General features: G+C 72.1%; 26 protein-coding genes, 2 tRNA genes and 1 pseudogene. 17 read left to right on the top strand and 12 right to left on the bottom strand.

The annotated features are described in order from the left end of the window. Window positions 1-56: 56 nt before the first annotated feature. Both ACYVMZ_RS07030 and ACYVMZ_RS07035 read right to left on the bottom strand, forming a co-directional pair. On the bottom strand, window positions 57-740 hold the full coding sequence (locus ACYVMZ_RS07030; protein WP_461076666.1) for an NUDIX domain-containing protein: 684 nt from the start codon (window positions 738-740) through the stop codon (window positions 57-59). Between the two features lie 114 nt (window positions 741-854). Further along, window positions 855-1,415: a quercetin 2,3-dioxygenase gene (locus ACYVMZ_RS07035; RefSeq protein ID WP_461076668.1), complete on the bottom strand. Its 561-nt coding sequence runs from the start codon at window positions 1,413-1,415 to the stop codon at window positions 855-857. A gap of 207 nt (window positions 1,416-1,622) precedes the next feature. Here ACYVMZ_RS07035 and ACYVMZ_RS07040 point away from each other — a divergent pair, with 207 nt between their 5' ends. Continuing rightward, window positions 1,623-2,066, top strand: coding sequence for a MarR family winged helix-turn-helix transcriptional regulator (locus tag ACYVMZ_RS07040; RefSeq protein WP_461076670.1), 444 nt, complete (start codon window positions 1,623-1,625; stop codon window positions 2,064-2,066). 129 nt (window positions 2,067-2,195) lie between these two features. On the opposite strand, the gene ACYVMZ_RS07045 is transcribed toward ACYVMZ_RS07040, so the two are convergent. After that, a tRNA-Pro gene (locus ACYVMZ_RS07045) sits at window positions 2,196-2,269 on the bottom strand. Between the two features lie 100 nt (window positions 2,270-2,369). Here ACYVMZ_RS07045 and ACYVMZ_RS07050 point away from each other — a divergent pair. The 3 genes from ACYVMZ_RS07050 (at window position 2,370) to ACYVMZ_RS07060 (ending at window position 4,382) form a co-directional block, all read left to right on the top strand. Further along, a complete protein-coding gene (locus tag ACYVMZ_RS07050) occupies window positions 2,370-2,894 on the top strand; it encodes a DUF309 domain-containing protein (protein WP_461076672.1) in 525 nt (174 codons plus the stop codon). Between the two features lie 79 nt (window positions 2,895-2,973). Beyond that, complete coding sequence (gene cobF, locus ACYVMZ_RS07055; protein WP_461076674.1) at window positions 2,974-3,747, top strand: precorrin-6A synthase (deacetylating); 774 nt, start codon at window positions 2,974-2,976, stop codon at window positions 3,745-3,747. 134 nt (window positions 3,748-3,881) lie between these two features. Then, window positions 3,882-4,382, top strand: coding sequence for a hypothetical protein (locus ACYVMZ_RS07060; protein ID WP_461076676.1), 501 nt, complete (start codon window positions 3,882-3,884; stop codon window positions 4,380-4,382). Here the strand turns inward: ACYVMZ_RS07060 and ACYVMZ_RS07065 are convergent. Continuing rightward, entirely contained in the window at window positions 4,369-5,133 is a 765-nt protein-coding gene (locus ACYVMZ_RS07065) for a cobalt-precorrin-6A reductase (protein ID WP_461076678.1), read from the bottom strand. The two genes, ACYVMZ_RS07060 and ACYVMZ_RS07065, sit on opposite strands and share 14 nt — an antisense overlap. A 129-nt stretch (window positions 5,134-5,262) precedes the next feature. On the opposite strand from ACYVMZ_RS07065, the gene ACYVMZ_RS07070 reads away from it, so the two are divergent. After that, window positions 5,263-6,063 carry an HAD-IIA family hydrolase gene (locus tag ACYVMZ_RS07070; RefSeq protein ID WP_461076680.1) on the top strand — a complete coding sequence of 267 codons (801 nt, stop codon included), beginning with the start codon at window positions 5,263-5,265 and terminating at the stop codon, window positions 6,061-6,063. Here the strand turns inward: ACYVMZ_RS07070 and ACYVMZ_RS07075 are convergent. Then, window positions 6,049-6,822 carry a sulfite exporter TauE/SafE family protein gene (locus ACYVMZ_RS07075; RefSeq protein ID WP_461076682.1) on the bottom strand — a complete coding sequence of 258 codons (774 nt, stop codon included), beginning with the start codon at window positions 6,820-6,822 and terminating at the stop codon, window positions 6,049-6,051. The two genes, ACYVMZ_RS07070 and ACYVMZ_RS07075, sit on opposite strands and share 15 nt — an antisense overlap. A 136-nt stretch (window positions 6,823-6,958) precedes the next feature. Further along, window positions 6,959-8,146, bottom strand: a complete 1,188-nt coding sequence (locus ACYVMZ_RS07080) for a thiolase family protein (RefSeq protein ID WP_461076684.1) — start codon at window positions 8,144-8,146, stop codon at window positions 6,959-6,961. A 110-nt stretch (window positions 8,147-8,256) separates the two neighbouring features. On the opposite strand from ACYVMZ_RS07080, the gene ACYVMZ_RS07085 reads away from it, so the two are divergent. From ACYVMZ_RS07085 to ACYVMZ_RS07130, 10 genes and pseudogenes are all read left to right on the top strand, one after another. Next, the gene (locus tag ACYVMZ_RS07085; RefSeq protein WP_461076686.1) at window positions 8,257-9,078 is read left to right on the top strand and encodes a lysophospholipase; all 822 of its coding nucleotides are present in this window, start codon (window positions 8,257-8,259) and stop codon (window positions 9,076-9,078) included. A gap of 55 nt (window positions 9,079-9,133) precedes the next feature. Then, window positions 9,134-9,406, top strand: coding sequence for a WhiB family transcriptional regulator (locus ACYVMZ_RS07090; protein WP_461076688.1), 273 nt, complete (start codon window positions 9,134-9,136; stop codon window positions 9,404-9,406). After that, on the top strand, window positions 9,403-9,891 hold the full coding sequence (locus ACYVMZ_RS07095) for a Dps family protein (RefSeq protein ID WP_461076690.1): 489 nt from the start codon (window positions 9,403-9,405) through the stop codon (window positions 9,889-9,891). Before ACYVMZ_RS07090 ends, ACYVMZ_RS07095 begins: the two co-directional genes overlap by 4 nt. 37 nt (window positions 9,892-9,928) lie before the next feature. Continuing rightward, window positions 9,929-10,252 carry a DUF3140 domain-containing protein gene (locus tag ACYVMZ_RS07100; RefSeq protein WP_461076692.1) on the top strand — a complete coding sequence of 108 codons (324 nt, stop codon included), beginning with the start codon at window positions 9,929-9,931 and terminating at the stop codon, window positions 10,250-10,252. A gap of 12 nt (window positions 10,253-10,264) precedes the next feature. After that, window positions 10,265-10,912, top strand: a complete 648-nt coding sequence (locus tag ACYVMZ_RS07105; RefSeq protein ID WP_461076694.1) for an HhH-GDP family DNA glycosylase — start codon at window positions 10,265-10,267, stop codon at window positions 10,910-10,912. A 68-nt stretch (window positions 10,913-10,980) separates the two neighbouring features. Continuing rightward, window positions 10,981-11,787: an SAM-dependent methyltransferase gene (locus ACYVMZ_RS07110; RefSeq protein WP_461076696.1), complete on the top strand. Its 807-nt coding sequence runs from the start codon at window positions 10,981-10,983 to the stop codon at window positions 11,785-11,787. Window positions 11,788-12,092: 305 nt separating this feature from the next. Continuing rightward, window positions 12,093-12,800 (top strand): ABC transporter ATP-binding protein, encoded by a 708-nt coding sequence (locus tag ACYVMZ_RS07115; protein ID WP_461076698.1) that lies wholly within the window; start codon window positions 12,093-12,095, stop codon window positions 12,798-12,800. 159 nt (window positions 12,801-12,959) lie between these two features. Beyond that, window positions 12,960-13,772 (top strand): SAM-dependent methyltransferase, encoded by an 813-nt coding sequence (locus tag ACYVMZ_RS07120; RefSeq protein WP_461076700.1) that lies wholly within the window; start codon window positions 12,960-12,962, stop codon window positions 13,770-13,772. Next, window positions 13,771-13,888 (top strand): annotated as a pseudogene (locus ACYVMZ_RS07125) (amidohydrolase family protein); the annotation flags it as partial. The gene ACYVMZ_RS07120 and the pseudogene ACYVMZ_RS07125, both read left to right, overlap by 2 nt. Window positions 13,889-14,045: 157 nt before the next feature. Next, window positions 14,046-14,582, top strand: coding sequence for an NUDIX hydrolase family protein (locus ACYVMZ_RS07130; protein WP_461076702.1), 537 nt, complete (start codon window positions 14,046-14,048; stop codon window positions 14,580-14,582). 115 nt (window positions 14,583-14,697) lie between these two features. On the opposite strand, the gene katG is transcribed toward ACYVMZ_RS07130, so the two are convergent. The 3 genes from katG to ACYVMZ_RS07145 form a co-directional block, all read right to left on the bottom strand. Beyond that, window positions 14,698-16,926 (bottom strand): catalase/peroxidase HPI, encoded by a 2,229-nt coding sequence (gene katG / locus ACYVMZ_RS07135; protein WP_461076704.1) that lies wholly within the window; start codon window positions 16,924-16,926, stop codon window positions 14,698-14,700. A gap of 33 nt (window positions 16,927-16,959) precedes the next feature. Then, on the bottom strand, window positions 16,960-17,397 hold the full coding sequence (locus tag ACYVMZ_RS07140) for a Fur family transcriptional regulator (RefSeq protein WP_461076706.1): 438 nt from the start codon (window positions 17,395-17,397) through the stop codon (window positions 16,960-16,962). 148 nt (window positions 17,398-17,545) lie between these two features. Further along, window positions 17,546-17,619, bottom strand: a tRNA-Pro gene (locus tag ACYVMZ_RS07145). Between the two features lie 157 nt (window positions 17,620-17,776). On the opposite strand from ACYVMZ_RS07145, the gene ACYVMZ_RS07150 reads away from it, so the two are divergent. Next, window positions 17,777-18,484 (top strand): transketolase, encoded by a 708-nt coding sequence (locus tag ACYVMZ_RS07150; protein ID WP_461076708.1) that lies wholly within the window; start codon window positions 17,777-17,779, stop codon window positions 18,482-18,484. Between the two features lie 47 nt (window positions 18,485-18,531). Then, the gene (locus ACYVMZ_RS07155) at window positions 18,532-19,443 is read left to right on the top strand and encodes a transketolase family protein (protein WP_461076710.1); all 912 of its coding nucleotides are present in this window, start codon (window positions 18,532-18,534) and stop codon (window positions 19,441-19,443) included. Window positions 19,444-19,535: 92 nt separating this feature from the next. Here ACYVMZ_RS07155 and ACYVMZ_RS07160 read toward each other — a convergent pair whose 3' ends face one another. From ACYVMZ_RS07160 to ACYVMZ_RS07170, 3 genes are read right to left on the bottom strand one after another with little or no spacing between them, the layout of a single operon-like run. Continuing rightward, entirely contained in the window at window positions 19,536-19,895 is a 360-nt protein-coding gene (locus ACYVMZ_RS07160; protein ID WP_461076712.1) for an MmcQ/YjbR family DNA-binding protein, read from the bottom strand. Between the two features lie 30 nt (window positions 19,896-19,925). After that, a complete protein-coding gene (locus tag ACYVMZ_RS07165) occupies window positions 19,926-20,459 on the bottom strand; it encodes a GNAT family N-acetyltransferase (protein WP_461076714.1) in 534 nt (177 codons plus the stop codon). Beyond that, the gene (locus tag ACYVMZ_RS07170) at window positions 20,456-21,034 is read right to left on the bottom strand and encodes a helix-turn-helix domain-containing protein (protein WP_461076716.1); all 579 of its coding nucleotides are present in this window, start codon (window positions 21,032-21,034) and stop codon (window positions 20,456-20,458) included. The genes ACYVMZ_RS07165 and ACYVMZ_RS07170 overlap by 4 nt, the downstream gene beginning before the upstream one ends. Window position 21,035: the final 1 nt, after the last annotated feature.

Below are 21,035 nucleotides of genomic sequence, written 5' to 3' on the forward strand. Positions count from 1 at the left end.
CCCGTTCATACCCCGCCTTCGGGGCACGAACGGGAGTCTTCAGCTTGAAGTGCGCTTCAAGTCAAGGGCTTTCGCGATCCGCTGGCGAACGGTCCCTCCAGCGCCGCCCACTGGAGCAGCATGATGGTCTTCGCGTCGGCGATCTCCCCGGTGCGGATCATCTCCAGGGCTTTGCGGAAGGGCAGTTCCAGGATCTCGATGTCCTCGCCCTCCTCGTCCAGGCCGCCGCCTTCGTGGGTGCGGGTCGAAGGGCCGTAGGCGGCGGCGTAGAAGCTGACGCGTTCGGTGACCGAGCCGGGGCTCATGTAGACGTCGAAGACGTGCCGGATCTCGCCGATGGTGTGCCCGGTCTCCTCCGTCACCTCCCGGCGCACGGCGATCTCCGGGTGCTCGTCCTCGTCGTCGAGCAGACCGCCCGGCGTCTCGATCAGCATGCCGTCGGGATGCCCGTTGACGTGGACGGGAAAGCGGAACTGGCGGGTGAGCAGCACCGTTTCGCGCTCGGCGTCGTACAGCAGCATGGTGGCGCCGTTGCCGCGATCGTGCGTCTCGCGCTCCTGGGTGCTCCAGGTGCCGTCGGCGTGCTGGAAGTCGAAGGTCGTGGTCCGCTCGACGTACCAGTGGCTGGACAGGAGTTTCACGTCCCGCACCTTCACGCGGGGGTTGCCGGTCAGGTCCCGGCCGGTGCGGTCGAGCCCGGTGCGGCCCCGGCGGTCGGGGGTGTCGATGCCGGCGGTCATCGGGCACCGGCCTGACGGGAGGGGGAAAGGGGCAAGGTGGTCATGCCCGCTTCTACCATTCCGGGCCGTCCGGTGTCGCTCGCCCTTGCCGGGGCGGGGGCCAGGACCCGCCGGTCAGGCGGGGTCGGCCGTGCGCCACCGCTGGTCCGGCAGGAAGGTCACGTCGTACCGCTGCGGTACGGTCCCGAACTTCTCCGGCGCGGGCACGAACGGGCGCTGCGGCAGGCCGAGTTCGCCGGTGGGGGTGCCCAGGGACTCGAAGAACCGCTCGAAGGTGCCCCCGGGGCCGGCGGCCACGCCGACGATCTGGCTGTGGTGGCGCTCGATGCGGTAGGCGTGCGGGCAGTTCTTCGGCACGAAGCCGAAGTCACCCGCGGTCAGCAGCTTCTCCTGCTGCTCCCCTTCCAGGTCCTCGACGAAGAGTCGTACGGCGCCCTGCGTGACGTAGAAGACCTCGGACGTGTCCCGATGCAGGTGGGCCGGGATGATGTCGCCCTTGGGCCCCTCGCAGGTGAAGAAGTTGAAGGTGTTCTCGGTCTGCGGGCCGCCCGCGTAGACGGTGATCAGGTCGCCGAAGAGGTGGGCGCGGTCGCCCATGCCCTTCTCGATGAAGTACGGCGTGCCCGGCTCGGCGGGGATGAGGGAGTGGGCGCGGCGGGCGAATTCGATGGTCAAGGAAGCCTCCGACTGGGCCGTGATGCCGGGCGGGGTGCCGTTCGAGTGCCAACCGCCTCGCCCGACCTGTCAGGCCGCCTGACATTTTGGGTTTGCGTCAGGTTACCTGACACCCGGATCATGGCAAGGCACTGTGCGAGGCATCAGGCAGGGCTCGTGGGGGAGGCAGCCGCCCGTATGCTCAGGGCCCGAGGAGCCCGAGGAGTCATGACGGAATCCGTACAGAACCTGCCCCTGCTGCTGGCCGGCGCCAAGCGCTGGTTCGACGACGCGCTGATGGCGAGCATGCGAGCGGCCGGTGAGCAGCCGCTGACCAGCGCGCAGGGCCAGGTCTTCGCCCTGCTGGACGCGGAGGGCACCACGGTGGCCGAACTCGCGCGCCGCCTGGGCGTCACCCGGCAGACGGCCCACCAGGCGGTGCACGGGCTGCTGGCCATGGGCCTGCTGGAGCAGGTTCCGGACCCCTCGTCGGCCCGCAGCCGCCTGATCCGTATCACCCCCGAGGGCGCCCGCGCGCACCGGCGGGCACAGGCGACGCTCGCCCTGATCGAGGAGGTGCTGGCCGAGCGCATCGGCGCGGACGCGGCCGCCGCGCTCCGCGGCGCGCTGACGCTGCCGCGCGGGGAGCCGCCGCTGGTCGAAGCACCGTGAGAGGCCACGGGCCGTTGAGCGGAGCACGGCCCGGGGAGGCAGTGGCCAGGGGCAGGGGGAGCCGTGCGGCCGGGAAACGGGTACATGAAAGGGCCCGGCAGACATCCGTCTGCCGGGCCCTTCACACCGTCGGGACGACAGGATTTGAACCTGCGACCCCTTGACCCCCAGTCAAGTGCGCTACCAAGCTGCGCCACGTCCCGGTGCGCGGTGCGGCGGTGAGCCGCGTGATCGCGCGAAAAGCACTTTACCCCACACCCCCGGCCGCACCGAAAGGGGACCCCGCCGCGCGACAATCGGCGTATGGGCAGCATGGGCAGTACACCGTCGGGCCGGCCGGCCAGTGCACGAGACCGGGACAACGAGGGGCGGGCGCGCAGCGCCCGGCCGCGGGACGGGCTCGGGCGGCCCCTGCCGTACGGCGCGGACGGCGTGCCCCGGCAACCGGAGGGCGTCGTACGCACCCCGGAGGAGACCGTCGCCGAGGCGCAGCGGCTGCTGGACGAGGGGAAGCCGTTCCACGCGCACGAGGTGTTCGAAGACGCGTGGAAGTCCGGGCCGGAGGAGGAGCGGGAGCTGTGGCGGGGGCTCGCCCAGCTCGCCGTGGGGCTCACCCACGCGGCACGGGGGAACGTCACGGGCGGCGCACGGCTGCTGCGGCGCGGGGCGGGCTCGGTCGAGGAGTGGGGCTCGGGGTCCGGGCGGTGGCGTCCGTACGGCATCGATCTGGCCGGGGTGGTCGCCTGGGCACGGGACCTGGCGGGGGACGTCGAGCGGAGCGGGGGGCCCGTGGACGCGGGGGCCCAGGGGCCGCGGCTGCGCGGCTAGGGCACGTCCAGGTGTACTGACCCGTGAGGTCGGGGACGCGGTGCACGCGTTGTCAGTGGCGTGCGGCAGACTCGTCGGCGTGCGAAAGATTCATGTCATCGGTATCGGCGCGGGCGACCCCGACCAGCTGACCCTGCAGGCGGTCAGGGCGCTGCGGAGCACGGACGTGTTCTTCATCCTCGACAAGGGCGAGGTGAAGGCGGATCTCACCCAGCTCCGCCGGGACATGCTCGACGCGCACATACCGGAGGGGTCGTACCGGGTCGTCGAGGCACGCGACCCGGAACGGGACCGGAGGGCCGGCGGCTCGGCCTACTCCCCCGCCGTCGGGGACTGGCGCAGCGCTCGCGCGGACATCTACGAGCGGCTGATCGCCGAGGAACTGGGCGAGGAGGAGACCGGGGCGTTCCTGGTGTGGGGGGATCCGTCGCTGTACGACAGCACCATCGGAATTCTGGAGGAGGTGCTCGGCCGCAGGGCCGTGGCCTTCGAGTACGACGTCGTGCCGGGCATCAGCAGCGTCTCCGCGCTCGTCGCCCGGCATCGGACCGGGCTGAACCGGGTCGCGAGGCCCGTGCAGATCACCACCGGCCGGCGGCTCGCCGAGGGCTTCCCGGAAGACGTGGACGACGTGGTGGTGATGCTCGACGCCCACCAGACCTTCCGGAAGTACGCCGACCAGGACATCGACATCTACTGGGGCGCGTACATAGGAACCCCGGACGAGATCCTGGTCTGCGGGCCGATCGCCGAGGCCGCGCCGCGTATCGAGCGGCTGCGAGCCGAGGCCCGGGAGCGCAAGGGCTGGATCATGGACACGTATCTGCTGCGGCGGAACCCGAAGGAGCGGTGAGGCTGTCGGCAGGGCGGGAGAACACCGGGTCCTGCCAGGTGCAGCCGGGCGGGTCGGCCGGGGCTGAGTCGGCCACGAGCGCGGCCCGCGGAAACCGGATGCCGCCGGCGCCGGCCCGCTGCCACACTGGCGCCATGTCCCCTGCTCCGATCCGCTTCCGTGACCCCCGCGGCTGCGCCTACGAGTTCAGCTACTCCTCGCTGGTGCGCTGTCCGCGCTGCGCGGCCATCGCCCATGTCGAGCGGCGGCACGCCCCGGGCCGGGAGGCCGGCAGCCCGTCCCGCGACACCAAGCGCGTCGTCTGCCGTGGCTGTGGCCTGTCCAGGAGTACGGCAGGGCCGGCTCCGGCCCCCTGGGGCCGATCCGCCGGGCTCGCCACGGATCCGTACTTCCGTCTGCCTCTCTGGCTGCAGACGGAGACGCGCCACGGCCGGATCTGGGCCTACAACCTCGCGCATCTCGACCTGATCCGGCGGTTCGTCGCCGCGGACCTGCGCGAGCGGGCGCCCTGGTACGACACCGGCCAGAAGATGACGCTGGTCGCCCGGCTCCCGGCCTGGATCAAGAGCGCCAAGAACCGGGGCGAGGTGCTCCGCGCGATCGACCGCGTCCGCGCGTCCGTCATCCCCGCGTAAGGCCCAGCCGCTCCAGGACCCCGGCCACGTCGGGCACCGCCGTCACCCCCGCCGGCAGCGGCGGGCGCCGTACGACCACGACCGGCAGGCCGAGGTCACGGGCCGCCGTGAGTTTGGCTGCCGTGGCCTCTCCCCCGCTGTCCTTTGTCACGAGGACGTCGACGCGGTGCTCGCGCAGCAGGGCCGATTCGTCCGTGACGGTGAACGGTCCGCGCGCCAGCACCACGTGCGTGTCCGGGGGCATGGGCGGCTCGGGGGGTTCCACGGATCGTGCGACGAAGTGGAGGTCCGTGAGGTGCGCGAAGGCGGCCAGTCCGCGGCGGCCCGTGGTGAGGAAGACCCGGCGGCCGAGGCGCGGCAGAAGGCCGGCCGCCGCGTCCAGGGACGGCACCGGGTGCCAGCGGTCGCGAGGGCCGGGCCACCAGCCGGGGCGCCGCAGGACCACCGCGGGTACACCGGTCAGCGCCGCGGCCCGCGCCGCGTTCGCCGTGATCGCCTCGGCGAAGGGGTGCGTGGCGTCGACGAGGGCGTCCACGCGCTGCTCACGCAGCCAGGCGGCCAGTCCCTCGGCCCCGCCGAAGCCGCCGACGCGCACGTCCCCGTCGAGTGCCCCCGGCCGTGCCACGCGCCCCGCGAGTGATGTGGTGACGCGGACACCGGGGCGGGCCGCCAGCACGGCGGCCAGTTCACGGGCCTCGGCGGTGCCGCCGAGGACGAGGATGTGCCGGGTCGGAGCCAGGGACGGGGGCATGGCGATGAGCGTACGGGGCGTGGGCGGGCGCCCGGCCGGACGGGGTCCGCGGGTGCCGTCGCCCCGGGCCGGAGCGTCCTGACGGGTCTGCGGGGGGCGAGGGCCGGGCGGGATGGCTATCGTCCAGACATGGAGTCCGTGCGTGGCGTGCTCATCGACATCGACGGGGTGCTCACCGTCTCCTGGCGGCCCCTGCCAGGGGCGGTCGACGCGCTGCGGAAGGTGCGGGAGACCGGGGTCGGGGTCACCCTGGTCACCAACACGACGTCCCGGACGCGGGTGTCGATCGCCGAGACGCTGGCCGACGTGGGCTTCCCGGTGTCGGCCGAGGACATCCTGACCGCGCCCGCCGCCACCGCCGCGTACCTCGCCGAGCACAGTCCGGGCGCCCGGTGCGCCCTGCTGAACAGCGGCGACATCGCGGAAGACCTGGACGGTGTCACCGTCGTGGACGTGATGGACACCGACCCCGTGCCGGATGTCGTCCTCGTCGGCGGGGCCGGCCCCGAGTTCGGCTACGCGGCGCTCAACCACGCCTTCGGGCATCTGCAGCGCGGGGCCCGGCTGGTGGCGATGCACCGCAATCTGTACTGGCGTACGGACGACGGGCTGCAGCTGGACTCCGGTGCGTTCCTGGCCGGCCTGGAGCAGGCCGCCCGTACCGAGGCGGAGATCACCGGCAAACCGTCGCGGGCGTTCTTCGAGGCGGCGCTGGCCCGTCTGGGAGTCGATGCCGGCGAGGCGGTGATGGTGGGGGACGACATCGAGTCCGACGTGCTGGCGGCTCAACTGGCCGGTGTCACCGGCGTCCTGGTCAAGACGGGCAAGTACCTGCCAAAGACGCACCGGGCGGCGCGTGACAGCCCCGACCACGTGATCGACTCGTTCGCCGGCTTCCCGGCGCTGCTGCGAGGCTCAACGCACCAGTAGCTGAACGCCGCCCACCACCGTCGCCGCGATGACCAGCTGCTCGAACAGGCGCTGGTTGATCCTGTTCACGGCCCATGTGCCGAACAACGCACCGGGCACGACGAAGACCACGAGCGCCGCGTCGAGGAGCAGCGAGCGTGCGTCGATCAGGCCGAGGCCCGCGCTGAACGGCAGCTTCGACACGTTGACGATCAGGAAGAAGAAGGCCGACGTGCCCAGGAAGCCGAGCTTCCGGAAACCCGCGGACAGCAGGTACATGGACATCACCGGGCCGCCGGCGTTGGCGACCATGGTGGTGAAGCCGCCGAGGACGCCGTACGAGCGGGCCTTGATGCGGCCCGCCCTCGTGACGACCGCGTCCGGGTCCTCCTCCGCCTCGGCCCTCCGCCTCCGCCACACCGTCACTGCGGCCATGAGCAGCAGAATCGCCCCGATCGAGGTCCGTACGATCGCGTCGTCCGCCCACATCAGGAACACCGTGCCGACGACCACGCCCGCCGCCACCGCCGGGAACAGCCGCCACAGCGTGGGCCAGTGGGCGTGCCGCCGGTAGGTGGCGACGGCGAGGAGGTCCCCGGCGATCAGGACCGGCAGCAGCACACCGGTGGAGGCGCGGGCGGGCAGCACCGCGGCGAAGATGGCGAGGCTGATCGTGTTGGCGCCGCTCACCGCGGTCTTGGAGAAGCCGACGAGCAGAGCCGCGAAGGCGAGGGCGGCGAACTCCCAGCCGGTGAGGTGCAAGAGCGTCATCGTGTTCATGCGGGAACCGATGCTATGGCCATGGAACCGGTGCCTGTAAGGACCGTCTCGCCTGATGGCCCTCGCCGTGGGAGCCCCGGGCTCTGTGGGAGTCCAGGGCTCTGTGGGAGTCCAGGGCTTGTGGGAGTCCGGGGTTCTAGTGCCGTTCCACCAGGACCGCACTCCCCTGCCCCACGCCCACGCACATCGTCGCCAGCCCCCGTGCCGCGCCCGTCCGTCGCATCCGGTGGAGCAGGGTGGTGAGGATGCGCGCGCCCGAGCAGCCGAGTGGGTGGCCGAGGGCGATCGCGCCGCCACTGGGGTTGACCAGGTCGGGATCGATGCCCAACTGATCGATACAGGCCAGGGCCTGGGCGGCGAACGCCTCGTTGAACTCGGCCTCCTCGAGGTCGGCGATCGTCCACTCGGCGCGGGCCAGCACCTTGCGGGTCGCCGGGACCGGGCCGATGCCCATCACGTCCGGGTGGACACCGGCGGAGGCACCGGCGACGTAGCGGCCCAGTGACTCCAGGCCGAGCTCGTTCAGGGCCTCCTCGCTGACCAGGAGCAGTCCCGCCGCGCCGTCGTTCATCGGCGAGGCGTTGCCGGCGGTGACCGTGCCGCCCTCGCGGAAGACCGGCTTCAGCTTGGCGAGCTTCTCGTACGAGGTGTCCTCGCGGACGCACTCGTCGGTGTCGACGACCACGCCGTCCGGCCGGGTGACGGGCAGGAGTTCGTCGTCGAAGTGGCCGTTCTTGCGGGCCAGGGCGGCCAGTCGGTGGCTGCGCAGGGCGAACTCGTCCTGGCGTTCGCGCGGGATGCCGTACCGCTCGGCGACCTCCTCCGCCGTCTCGCCCATGGACAGCAGGCCGTGCAGGTCCTTCATCGCCGGGTTGACCAGGCGCCAGCCGAGCCGGGTGTCGGCGGTCTCGATGCGATGCGGCAGGGCCTCGTCGGGGCGGGGCAGCACGAAGGGGGCGCGGCTCATCGACTCGGAGCCGCCGGCGACGACGATGTCGGCCTCGCCCGCGGCGATCGTGCGGGCGGCCGTCGTCACCGCCTCGAGACCGGAGGCGCACAGCCGGTTGACGGTGGCGCCGGGCACGGACTCCGGCAGGCCGGCGAGCAGCGCGGCCATGCGGGCGACGTTGCGGTTGTCCTCGCCCGCCTGGTTGGCGGCGCCCCAGTAGACGTCGTCGACGCGGGCCGGATCGAGGGCGGGCACGTCGGCGACCAGGCCGCGGATCACGGTCGCGGCGAGGTCGTCGGGGCGGACCGAGGACAGGGCTCCGCGGAGTTTGCCGATGGGGGTGCGGCGGGCGGCCGCGAAATGGACGGGACGCACGAGGGAACTCCTGACCGGTTAATTAGCACCGCTAGTTTCGGACTATAGACCGCCGGGCCGGTCGCTGGGAAGATCCTCCGGTGACCTTCACCGACGCAGTTGGAGGAGACATGGCCGACGCCCGCGAGCACGTCCTGGCCGGCACCCGCGGCTCGATCACCGTCCGGGAGTGGCCGCGCGAGCGAGCGCGGTACGTCGCCCTCGTCGTGCACGGCTACGGGGAGCACGTGGGCCGGTACGAGGAGCTCGCGGACGTGCTCACCGGGCACGGCGCGGCCGTCTACGGGCCCGACCACATGGGCCACGGGAAGTCGGCGGGCGAGCGCGTGCTGATCGACGACTTCGAGGACGTGGTGTCGGACGTGCGATCCGTGGCCGAGCTGGCCGCGGGCGCGCATCCGGGACTGCCGGTGGTGATGGTCGGGCACTCCATGGGCGGCCTGATCGCCGCCCGCTACGCCCAGCGGTACGGCGCCGGTCTCGCCGCGCTGGTGCTGTCCGGGCCGGTGCTCGGCGAGTGGGAGACGCCCGGGCGGCTGCTCGCCCACGCCGAGGTCCACGGCGAGATCCCCGACGTCCCGATCAGCCCGGCCGCGCTCTCCCGGGATCCGGCGGTGGGGGCCGCGTACGCGGCGGATCCGCTGGTGTGGCACGGGCCGATGAAGCGGCCCACGGCGGAGGCGTTCGTGCGGACCCTTCAGACGGTGTCCAAGGGCGGCGACGTCGGCGGGCTCCCGGTGCTGTGGCTGCACGGGGACGACGACCGGCTGGTGCCGCTGCCCGGGAGCCGGGTGGGCGTCGAGGAACTGAGCGGCGGTGCTGCGACCGTGCGGATCTTTCCGGGCGCGCGGCACGAGGTGTTCAACGAGACCGACAGGGAACTCGTCTTCGCGGATCTGAAAGACTTCCTGGACACCGTGTTCGGGGACTGAGGGATGCCTGGGGCCGCCGCGTTTGCACCGGTTCGCCCGGGGCACCCGCGCCCGCATGGAGTGGTTGCGGAGAGCGGCGTGCGTGGGTGAGGACCCCGACCTGTTCTTCCCCGTGGGCACCAGCGGTCCGGCGTTGCGCGACATCGACGCGGCCAAGCGCGTGTGCGCCCGCTGCCAGGTCGCCACCGACTGTCTGACGTTCGCGCTGAGCAGCGGACAGGCGTCGGGCGTCTGGGGCGGGACCTGCGAGGAGGAGCGCGTAGAGCTGCTCCGCACCTCCAGAGCCGGTACATCCAGGGACGACACGAGAAGGAGAAGCGCTCTATGACATCGGTCGTAAAGAGCACCCTGCCCGAGGAGGCCCGCCGGGTCACCTGCGAGGCACTGCAGGACACCCTGGTCGACCTGCTCGGACTCTCGCTCATCGGGAAGCAGGCGCACTGGAACATCGTGGGACCGAGGTTCCGCTCGATCCACCTCCAGCTCGACGAGGTGGTCTCCACGGCACGTACGTACGCCGACACGGTGGCGGAACGCGCCGCGGCGCTCGGCGTGCCGCCGGACGGCCGTCCCGAGACCATCGCCCAGGCCTTCCACCTGCCCGCCCCCAAGGACGGCTGGCTGCGCGACTCGGACGTCGTACAGGTGATGGTGGAGTCGCTGGAGGCGGCGATCGGGCGGCTGCGCGAGCGGATCGACGCGACGGAGAAGTCCGACCTGGTCACGCAGGACCTGCTGATCGGCATCACGGCCGAGCTGGAGAAGCAGCGGTGGATGTTCGACGCCGAGAACTTCCCCCGCGACGGCGCCTGAGGGACGGACGCGCACGTACGTACGGAAGGGGCACTCGATGACCGACGCCCTCGAACTCGACGCGCTGTGGGAGGACTTCCACCGCGTGGTGAACATGACCTCGGCGGAGCTGGCGGCCTGGCTGCGGGTCCGGGACGCCGACGAGAAGGCGGAGCCGCTGCCCGAGGAGGCGGGCACGCCCACCGGGCAGCACGTCCTGGCGATCCTGCAGAAGCGGCGCACCGACCTCACCGACGACGACATCCGTGTCATGCGGAAGGTCGTGGAGACGGTCACCGCGCAGACGGACCTCGAGAACGAACCGCAGGCCCAGGACACGAAGCTCCGGCACCGGCTGATGACGCTCGGCCACGATCCGTAGAAGGCGTAGGCCGTGAACCGCGACGAGCGCGTCCTACGGGAACTCGTCGGCGCGCACGGGCAGACGTACGCGGAGGAAGCGGGCATCCGGCTGAAGGACACCCCGCAGCCGCTGTACCGGCTGCTGGTGCTGGCGCATCTGCTCAGTGCCCGCATCCGCGGATCGATCGCCGTGGCCACCGCCCGTGAACTGTACGCGGCGGGGCTGCGCGATCCGCGCCGCATGGCCGAGGCCGACTGGCAGGAACGGGTGGACGCGCTCGGCCGGGGCGGCTACCGGCGCTACGACGAGCGTACGGCCACCCAGCTCGGCGACGCCGCCGAGCTGCTGCTCGCACGCTGGGGCGGCGATCTGCGGCGGCTGCGCAAGGAGGCCGACGGCAAGGTCTCCGAACTGCGCCACCTGCTCCAGGAGTTCCCCGGCGTGGGCCCGGCCGGCGCCGACATCTTCCTGCGCGAGGCCCAGCGGGTCTGGCCGGAGACCGCCCCGTACCTGGACCGCAAGGCCCTGCAGGGTGCGGAGCGGCTGAAGCTGCCGACGGCGCCCGACCGGCTCCTGAAGCTGGCGAAGAACACCGACCCGGCCGTGCTCGCCGCCGCGTTGGTGCGGGCGGCGGTGGACAAGGAAGTGGCCGAAGAGTGTCTCGGCCGGGCGGGGTGATCATGTCAGACTGCTCCCCATCCCCCAGTTGAGCAGGGGGAATCCGAGGAGCGAGCTGAGGAGCACGCGTGACCGCGACCGGGCCGGTGGCTCACCGGATCGACACCACCCGACCGCATCCCGCGCGGGTGTACGACTGGTTCCTCGGCGGCAAGGACAACTACCCGGTCGACGAGCGGCTCGGTGAGCAGATCATGGCCATCGACACGGGGGCACCGCGGGCCGCGCGCAGCAACCGCCGGTTCATGCAGCGCGCCACGCGCCATCTGGCCCGGGAGGCGGGAATCCGCCAGTTCCTCGACATCGGCACCGGCATCCCGACCGAGCCCAACCTGCACCAGATCGCCCAGTCCGTGGCGCCGGACGCGCGGATCGTCTACGTGGACAACGACCCGATCGTCCTCGCCCACGCCGAGGCGCTGCTGCGCGGCACTCCTCAGGGCGTGACGGAGTACCTCCAGGCCGACGCGCGCGACCCGCACACGATCCTCGAACGGGCCGCGGCCGTCCTCGACTTCGGCCGTCCCGTCGCGCTGTCCCTCATCGCCCTGCTGCACTTCATCGCCGACGAGGACGGCGCCCACCACCTGGTGGACACCCTCGTGGACGCGCTGGCGCCGGGCAGCTGCCTGGTGCTGTCCGCGATGACCGCCGACTTCGAGCCGGAGAACGTACGGCGGGGCATCGCGGCGTACGCGGCGAGCGGGGTCACGCTGGTGGCCCGTTCGCACACCGAGATGGGCCGCTTCTTCGAGGGGCTGGAGCTGGTCGAGCCGGGCATCGTGTCCGTGAAGGACTGGCGTCCCCCGGCGGACGGGGAGGCGGAGGACGAGGGTCCCGTCTCGCTGTACGGCGGGGTGGGCGTCAAGCGCTGACTCGGCCGCCATCGCGGCGAGGTGCCCGGTGGGTGTCTCGGTGCGCGGGGCGGCGAGGCGCTGCCATGGCCAGCGAGGCGCTTCTTGGTCCGTGATGGGCACCGGCCGAACGGCCGAGGCTCGTGTGTGAAGCATGGCCGAACGGCCGAGGCGCGCTCCGGTGCCCGCGCGCGAGGCTGGGGCCACTTCCTCGGGTGCAGCCCCTCCCCCCGCACATCAGGCGCACGTGATGGAACGCGGGAAGCTCGCACCTGCTCCGGAAGGGACCTGGACGTCGCACGCTGAAAAGGACACGGCACGCGATCATGAGCACCGTCCTGGCCGGACACGGCCTCGTCAAGAAGTACGGCTCCACCACCGCCCTGTCCGGCGTGGACATCGAGGTCGCGGCCCGCGCCTCCCTCGCCGTCACGGGCCCGTCGGGGTCCGGCAAGTCGACCCTGCTGCACACCCTGGCCGGCGTCACCCGCCCCGACGACGGCCGGGTCCTGCTGCGCGGCGAACGCATCGACCGGCTGGGCGAGAAAAGGCTCAGCGCGCTGCGCCGCAAGCGGTTCGGGTTCGTCTTCCGGTTCGGCCGGCTGCTGCCGGGGCTGCCCGCCGAGGAGAACGTCGCCCTGCCGCTGATGCTGGAGGGCACCCCGCGCGAGCAGGCCGTGGCCCGCGCCCGCCGCTGGTTCGCGCCGCTCGGCCTGGACGGACTGGAAGGGCGCCGCCCCGACCAGCTGTCCGGCGGACAGGCCCGGCGCGTCGCCATCGCCCGCGCCCTGGCGACCGACCCGGACGTGGTCTTCGCCGACGAGCCGACCGGTGCCCTGGACCAGGCCACCGGCGAGGAGGTCGTCCGGCTGCTGACCTCCGTGACCCGCGAGCACGGGGCCGCCCTGGTGATGGTCACCCAGGACGCCGACGTCGCCGCCCACTGCGGCAGGATCCTCCAGGTCCGCGAGGGCGTCGTCCGTTCCGCCCCGCCCGTTTCCTCGCCGCGGCCTTGGCGGCGGGCGCGCCGCTGAACCACCGCGGCCTGCTCGGACGGCGGCGACGGCGGATCACGGGCCTCGGACGCCGTGGACGCGCCGGCCCACCGCTCCTGTGCCGATTCCCAGGACACTGGTGATCACCGGACGGCACAATGGGCGGCGACGGCCGCACGCGCGAGAAGGAGCAGTGACGTGAGCGAGAGCCACACCCCGACGAGCGGGTCCGCGAGGCTGAACACCGGTGTGGCGCACAACGCGCGCGTGTGGAACTACTGGATCGGCGGCAAGGACAACTACGAGGTCGACCAGCAGGTCGGCGAGCACGTCGCCGGCATGTTCCCGATCATCCGGGACATCGCCCGCGCGGACCGCGACTTCCTGGGCCGCGCGGTGACGTTCCTGGCCGGTGAGCGCGGGGTGCGGCAGTTCCTCGACATCGGCACCGGCCTGCCGACGGCCGACAACACCCACGAGATCGCCCAGCGCATCGCGCCCGACTCGCGGATCGTGTACGTCGACAACGACCCGATCGTGCTGGTGCACGCCCGCACGCTGCTGACCGGCAGCCGCGAGGGCGTCACCGACTACATCGACGCCGACGTGCACCACCCGGACACCATCCTCGAACGGGCCACGCGCACCCTGGACCTCACCCGGCCCGTCGCGGTGATGATGCTCGGCATCCTCAACTTCGTGCTCGACACCGACAAGGCCCGGGACATCGTGCGCCAGATGATGGCCGCCGTCCCCTCCGGCAGCTACCTGGTCCTGACGCACCCCACCTTCGACGACGACCTCGGCGGCGCGGGTCAGATCCCGGCCATGAAGTTCTGGAACGAGAACGCCACTCCGCCGATCACCGCCCGCAGTGGCGCGGACATCGCCGCGTTCTTCGACGGGCTGGAGCTGCTGGAGCCCGGCATGGTGTCGTGCTCGCAGTGGCGTGCCGGACACGGCTCCCCCACGCCCGTACCGCAGTACGGCGCGGTGGCCGTGAAGCCCTGACGTCCGGCCGCACCGGGTGGCGCCCACCCACCTCACGGACTGGCTGCACCTGGCGGGCTGGCACGAGCCCCGTCCTGCTGCTGCACTGCCGGCCCTTCCAGCGCCAGGCCGCCTACCCGCCCTTCCCGACGCGCTGCGCACCGCCGCGTGGGCGGGGCGCGACAACGCCCGCCGGGTCTACCGGCTGTCCGAAAGCCGGCCGGCGTGTGGCTGATCACAGTTGTCCCGGAGCGGCTACCGGGAAGCCCGAACCGCTGAAAGTATGATCAAGCGATGTCTGACATGACCGAAACCACGCCCGGTTGGCTGACTCCCGACGAACTGGAGTCGGCGCGCGCCCGCATGCCGATCCTGTACGTCGAGGCCGTCCCCGTGCGCGTCGACGACAGCGGCGAAGTCACCAGCGTGGGGCTGCTGCTGCGCATCGGGCCCGACGGAACGGTCAGCCGGACTCTGGTCTCCGGCCGTGTACTGCACCACGAGCGGGTCCGCGACGCCCTGCTGCGCCACCTGGAGAAGGACCTCGGCCCCGTGGCGCTGCCCCGCGTTCCGGCCTCCCTCCAGCCCTTCACGGTCGCGGAGTACTTCCCGACGCAGGGCATCACGCCGTACCACGACCCCCGTCAGCACGCGGTGTCCCTCGCCTACATCGTGCCGGTGACCGGTGACTGCCGCCCCCGGCAGGACGCGCTCGACCTGGTGTGGTTCAGCCCGCAGGAGGCCATCTCGCCGGCGGTGCAGAGCGAGATGCCGGGCGGGCACGGGGTGCTGCTGAAGCAGGCGCTGGCGCACGCGGGCTGCGCGATCTGACACCGCCGCGTCGCGCGCTCGGCGGCGTACCACTCGACGCGCACAGACGCACGCAAAGGGCCCCGCGGGCTTTCACCCGCGGGGCCCTTCCGAACGATCCGAATGCTCGGAACGATCAGACCAGGTCGAACCGGTCCAGGTTCATGACCTTGTCCCACGCCGCGACGAAGTCCGTCACGAACTTCTTTTTGGCGTCGTCGCTCGCGTAGACCTCGGCGAGCGCCCGCAGCTCGGAGTTCGAGCCGAAGACGAGGTCGGCACGGCTGCCGGCCCACTTGAGCTCGCCCGTGGCGGCGTCACGGCCCTCGAAGGTGGTCTGGTCCTCGGACGTCGCCTTCCAGGTGGTGCCCAGGTCGAGCAGGTTGACGAAGAAGTCGTTCGTCAGGGCCCCGGGCGTCGTGGTGAGCACGCCGAGCTGCGACTGCTGGTGGTTCGCGCCCAGGACGCGCAGGCCACCGACCAGGACCGTCATCTCGGGGGCGCTCAGGCTGAGCAGGTTCGCCCGGTCGAGCAGCAGGTACTCGGCCGGCAGGCGGTTGCCCTTGCCGAGGTAGTTGCGGAACCCGTCGGCCGTCGGCTCCAGCGCGGCGAACGACTCCGCGTCGGTGTGCTCCTCGGTGGCGTCGACGCGGCCCGGCGTGAAGGGCACCTCGATGTCGAAGCCGGCGTCCTTGGCCGCCTTCTCGATGGCCGCGCAGCCGCCGAGCACGATCAGGTCGGCCAGGGACACCTTCCTGGCGGAGCCCGCGTTGAAGTCCTGCTGGACGCCCTCGAGGGTGCGCAGCACCAGCGCCAGCTGGTCCGGGTCGTTGACCTCCCAGCTGCGCTGCGGCTCGAGGCGGATGCGGGCGCCGTTGGCGCCGCCGCGCTTGTCGCTGGCGCGGAAGGTGGAGGCCGACGCCCACGCGGTGGTGACCAGCTGCGAGACGGTCAGGCCCGACTCGAGGAGCTTGGTCTTGAGGACCGCGATGTCAGCGGCGCCGATGGGCTCGCCGTCGGCCTCGGGGAGCGGGTCCTGCCACAGCAGGGTCTCCTCGGGGACCTCCGGGCCGAGGTACAGCGACTTCGGACCCATGTCGCGGTGGGTCAGCTTGTACCAGGCCCGGGCGAAGGCGTCCGCGAACTCCTCGGGGTTCTCCAGGAAGCGCCGCGAGATCTGCTCGTAGACCGGGTCGAAGCGCAGCGCCAGGTCCGTGGTGAGCATGTTCGGGGCGATCTTCTTCGAGGAGTCGTGGGCGTGCGGGACGGTGCCCTCGCCCGCGCCGTCCTTCGGCTTCCACTGCTTGGCGCCGGCCGGGCTCTCGGTCAGCTCCCACTCGTAGCCGAAGAGGTTCTCGAAGAAGTTGTTGCTCCACTGGGTGGGCGTGGTGGTCCAGGTGACCTCCAGGCCGGAGGTGATGGTGTCCGCGCCCTTGCCGGTGCCGTACGTGCTCTTCCAGCCGAGGCCCTGCTCCTCCATCGAGGCGGCCTCGGGGTCGGCGCCGACGTGGTCCGCCGGGCCGGCGCCGTGGGTCTTGCCAAAGGTGTGGCCGCCGGCGATCAGGGCCACGGTCTCCTCGTCGTTCATCGCCATGCGGCGGAACGTCTCACGGATGTCGCGGGCCGCGGCGAGCGGGTCCGGGTTGCCGTTCGGGCCCTCCGGGTTGACGTAGATGAGGCCCATCTGGACCGCGCCGAGGGGGTTCTCCAGCTCGCGGTCGCCGGTGTAGCGCTGGTCGTCGAGCCAGGTGGTCTCGGGACCCCAGTACACGTCCTCCTCGGGCTCCCAGACGTCCTCGCGGCCGCCGCCGAAGCCGAAGGTCTTGAAGCCCATGGTCTCCAGGGCCACGTTGCCGGCGAGGATCATGAGGTCGGCCCACGAGATGCTCTGGCCGTACTTCTTCTTGACCGGCCACAGCAGGCGGCGGGCCTTGTCGAGGTTGGCGTTGTCCGGCCAGCTGTTGAGGGGGGCGAAGCGCTGCTGACCGGCGCCGGCGCCGCCGCGGCCGTCGCTGATCCGGTAGGTGCCCGCGCTGTGCCAGGCCATCCGGATCATGAACGGGCCGTAGTGGCCGAAGTCGGCGGGCCACCAGTCCTGCGAGGTCGTCAGCACCTCCGCGATGTCGCGTTTCACCGCCGGCAGGTCGAGGGACTTGAAGGCCTCGGCGTAGTCGAAGTCCTCGTCGAGGGGGTTGGCCACGGCGGGGTTCTTGGCGAGGATCTTCAGGTTGAGCCGCTCCGGCCACCACTGGCGGTTCCCGCCGCCCTGGGTCGGGTGCAGGGCACGCCCGTGCGCGACCGGGCAGCCGCCTGTGGCCTCCTCCATCTTCGGGTCGGTGACGATCGCATCGGGATTCTCAGCCATGGGGGTCCTTCCGAACTAAGTGGTTCACGGTGCTCAGGAACTGCTGGCGGTGGAACATGCGGGGCACAGGCCCCAGTAGATGACCTCGGCCTCGTCGATCGAGAAGCCTCGGTCGTCGGACGCGGTCAGGCAAGGGGCCTCGCCGACGGCGCAGTCGACATCGGCGAGGACACCGCACGACCGGCACACGAGGTGGTGGTGGTTGTCCCCGACGCGTCCTTCGAACCGGGCCGGGCTGCCGGGCGGTTCGATGCGGCGTATGAGCCCTGCCGCGGTGAGCGCGTGGAGAGCCTCGTACACGGCTTGCAGGGAGATGTGGCCCACCCGCTCGCGCACCCCGGAGGCGATCGCCTCGACGCCGAGGTGGTCACCGTCCCGGACGGTCTCGAGCAGCGCGACGCGAGCGGCCGTCACCCGCAGGCCGGCACCGCGCAGCTCCTCGGCGGTGGTCGGAGGCGGGGCTGCGGTCATGCCGCACAACCTATCCCCGTAAACACGAACGGTTCAAGAAAAAGAACGGTTCTAATTTTGGCGCCACACAGAACACGACTCTCTCGAACACGACGAAGGCCGCCTTCTCATCGCTGAGAAGGCGGCCTTCGAGCTACGACCTCACACGTCGGGACGACAGGATTTGAACCTGCGACCCCTTGACCCCCAGTCAAGTGCGCTACCAAGCTGCGCCACGTCCCGTTGCCCGTCTGACCTGGGGTTTCCCCTGGCCGAACGTGCAGGGAAACAATACCGCACTCGGGCCGGTGATCGCGCGCGCCTTTCTCCGGGGCAGGCGGGAAGCCGCCGTCCCGGCCGGGCTTGACCTCAAGTTTGCTTGAGGTTGCACGCTCGCCGTATGACGACGACCGACGAACGCGGACGCGCGTACGACTACACGGAGCTGCCGGGGCTCATGGGCCTGATGACGGGCGACGAGAAGCACGGCCCGGCCGCGACGTCCACGCTGGACGTGCTGTGGGTCCTCTACGACCGGGTGCTGCGGGTGGACCCGGAGCGGATGGACGACCCGGGGCGGGACCGGTTCCTGCTGTCGAAGGGCCACGGGCCGATGGCGTACTACGCCGTGCTGGCGGCCAAGGGCTTCGTGCCGGTGGAGTGGCTGCCGGGCTTCGGCTCGTACGACTCCCCGCTCGGGCACCATCCCGACCGCACGCTCGTGCCGGGTGTGGAGATCGGCAGCGGGTCGCTGGGGCACGGCCTGCCGATCGCGGTGGGCACGGCGCTGGGGCTGCGCGCCCAGGGGCTCGACGAGCCGCGGGTGTGGGTGCTGATCGGGGACGCCGAGCTGGACGAGGGCAGCAACCACGAGGCGATCGCCTTCGCCGGGCCCGCCGGGCTCGACCGGCTGCACACCGTGGTCGTCGACAACTCCTCCGCCAGTCATGCGCTGCCCGGCGGGATCGCCGCCCGCTTCGAGGCGGCGGGCTGGTCGGCGGTGACCGTCGACGGCCGGGACCACGAGGCGCTGCATGCCGCCTTCACCGCGCCGCATCCGGGCCGCCCGCACGTGGTGGTGGCCCGGGTCGAGCCGAAGCACGCGTGAAACCGCCTCCTTCCATCCCCTTCTGAGCTCGGAAAGGACCGACTTCCGTGGACACCATGCGTGACCGTTTCGCCCCTGTCGTTACCCGGCTGCTCGACGAGGATCCGCGGGTCGCCGTAGTCCTCGCCGAGATCGGCACGGACGGCTTCGCCGAGGCCCGGCGCCGGCATCCCGACCGGGTGATCAACGTCGGCATCCGCGAGCAGCTGCTGGTGGGGGCGGCCGCGGGGCTGGCGCTGACCGGGCTGCGGCCCGTCGTGCACACCTTCGCCAGCTTCCTCGTCGAGCGGCCCTTCGAGCAGGTCAAGCTGGACCTCGGGCACCAGGACGCGGGCGCGGTGCTGGTGAGCGCCGCCGCCTCCTTCGACTGGCCGGCCGGCGGGTACACGCACATGGCGCCCGGCGACGTGGCGCTGCTCGACACCCTGGACGGCTGGAGCGTGCACGTACCGGGGCATCCGGACGAGGCCGAGGCGCTGCTGCGGCACGCGGTCGCCGCCGGTGACGACAAGGTCTACGTGCGGCTGTCCGTGCAGTCGAACACGCAGGCACGGCCCGTGGACGGGCAGCGGTTCCGCACCGTGCGCGAGGGACGTTCCGGTGTCGTGGTCGCCGTGGGGCCGATGCTCGACGCCGTGATCGAGGCGACAAAGGGCCTCGACCTCACGGTTCTGTACGCGACCACGGTCCGCCCCTTCGACGCGGCCGCCCTGCGCCGGGCCACGGAGACGGCCGGGGCCGACGTCGTCCTCGTCGAGCCGTACCTGGCGGGCACGTCGACGGCCGCGGCGAACGACGCGCTGTCCGACGTACCGCACCGGGTGCTCGGCCTGGGCGTGGGCCGGCGTGAACTGCGCCGGTACGGGACCGTCGAGGAGCATGTCGCCGCGCACGGACTGGACGCACGGTCCCTGCGGGCGCGCATCGGGGAGTTCACCGGGCGCCGGGCGGGCACGTAGCGGTCGGCGGCAGCCGGAGCCCCCCTCCAGCCCCGGCTGCCGCTCAGTGCCCCGGATCATGCCACGGGGCACCGACAACGCCTCCCGGCTCATCAGTCCACGGCCGGCAGTCCCAGCCGGGGGTGCGCCTCCAGCAGGCGGGGCGGGGCCGCCTGTCTCCAGGAGTCGGCGAGGATGTCGCGCAGTTCCTCCTCGTCCTCCAGCGCGGCGAGGCGGACTCTCACCCAGGCGAACTGTGCCTCGTGGCCGGCGATCCAGAACTTCTCCGGTTCGGCGAGCGCCAGTTCGTCGCGCTCCTCCTTGGGGCAGCGCACGGCGAGGGAGGTCTCGTCCTCGGGCAGGGTGGCGAACATCTTCCCCGCCACCCGGAACGTGGGCATGCTCCAGGCGGTCTTCTCCGTCGTGTCCGGCAGGGACAGGGCGATCCGTCGTACGTCTTCGGCATCCGGCATGGCAGGCACCGTAGCCGCTGCCACTGACAATCACCTGGTCGGAGCGGCTGCGCCCACGTACTTGCAGTAGATCGTCGTGGGCCTGAGGACACCGGCCGGATCCGCCGCGTAGTCGGGGATCGTGCCGACCCGGGTCCAGCCGGCGGAGCGGTACAGGTGCTCGGCGGGGCTGCCGGTCTCGGTGTCCAGGTGCAGGAGGGTGATGCCGGCCTCCGCGGCCGCCTCCTCCGCGACGGCCAGGAGCCCGCGGCCGAGGCCCCGCCCGCGGGCGTCGCGGTGGACCATGAGTTTCACGAGCTCGGCGCGGTGGCGGCTGTTGGGCTTGTCAGGGAAGGCGAGGCTCACGGTGCCCAGCGCCCGGCCCTGCCCGTACGCCACCCACACGGCGAGCTGCCCGGCGGCCACGGCGGCGGCCCGCCCCTGCCACCAGGCGACGGCCCGCGCCCGGTCGAGCGGCGCGAGGAAGCCGATCGAGGCACCGCCGTCGACGGTGTCGGCCAGCAGGTCGGCCAACTCCTCGCTGCCCTCCAGCAGTTGCGCTTCGTCCAGACGGCGGACGGTCATGGCCGCACCACCGCCAGCACGTAGCGCACGTCCTCGGGGCCGGGGCACCGGAACCGGGTCGGCCCCCACACCCGCAGCCGCAGGCAGTCGCCCGCGCCGAGCCGGTGCTCGATGTCCTGTGCCGTCACCGCGAGAGCTCCTTCCAGGACCCAGATGTGCTGTTCCAGGCCGGGCACGGGCGGGCGGTCGTAGGCGATGTCGGCGCCTGCGGCGAGCCGCCCCTCGACGAGTTCGCCGCGCAGCCCGGCGTGCGGCGGGGACACGGACCGCCGTACGAAGCCGGAGGACCGGTCCTCCCACACCGGCTGCTCGGCGGTCCGCACCAGCGGCGCCGGCTCGGCCTCGACCTCGCTGAGCAGCTGGGACATGGTCCGTCCGTAGACGGCACACAGGCGGTTCAGGAGCGAGGCGGTGGGACTGATCTCCGCCCGCTCGGCCCGGGACAGGGTGGACCGGCTCACCCCGCTGCGCTCCGCCAACTCCCCCAGGGACCAACCGTGTTCGGCCCGCAGCTCGGCCAGGCGCGCGCCGAGCCGGGCGTCGACGGGGTCGGCCTCCACACCCTCTCGTTTCACA

The organism is Streptomyces deserti (genome assembly GCF_054782695.1).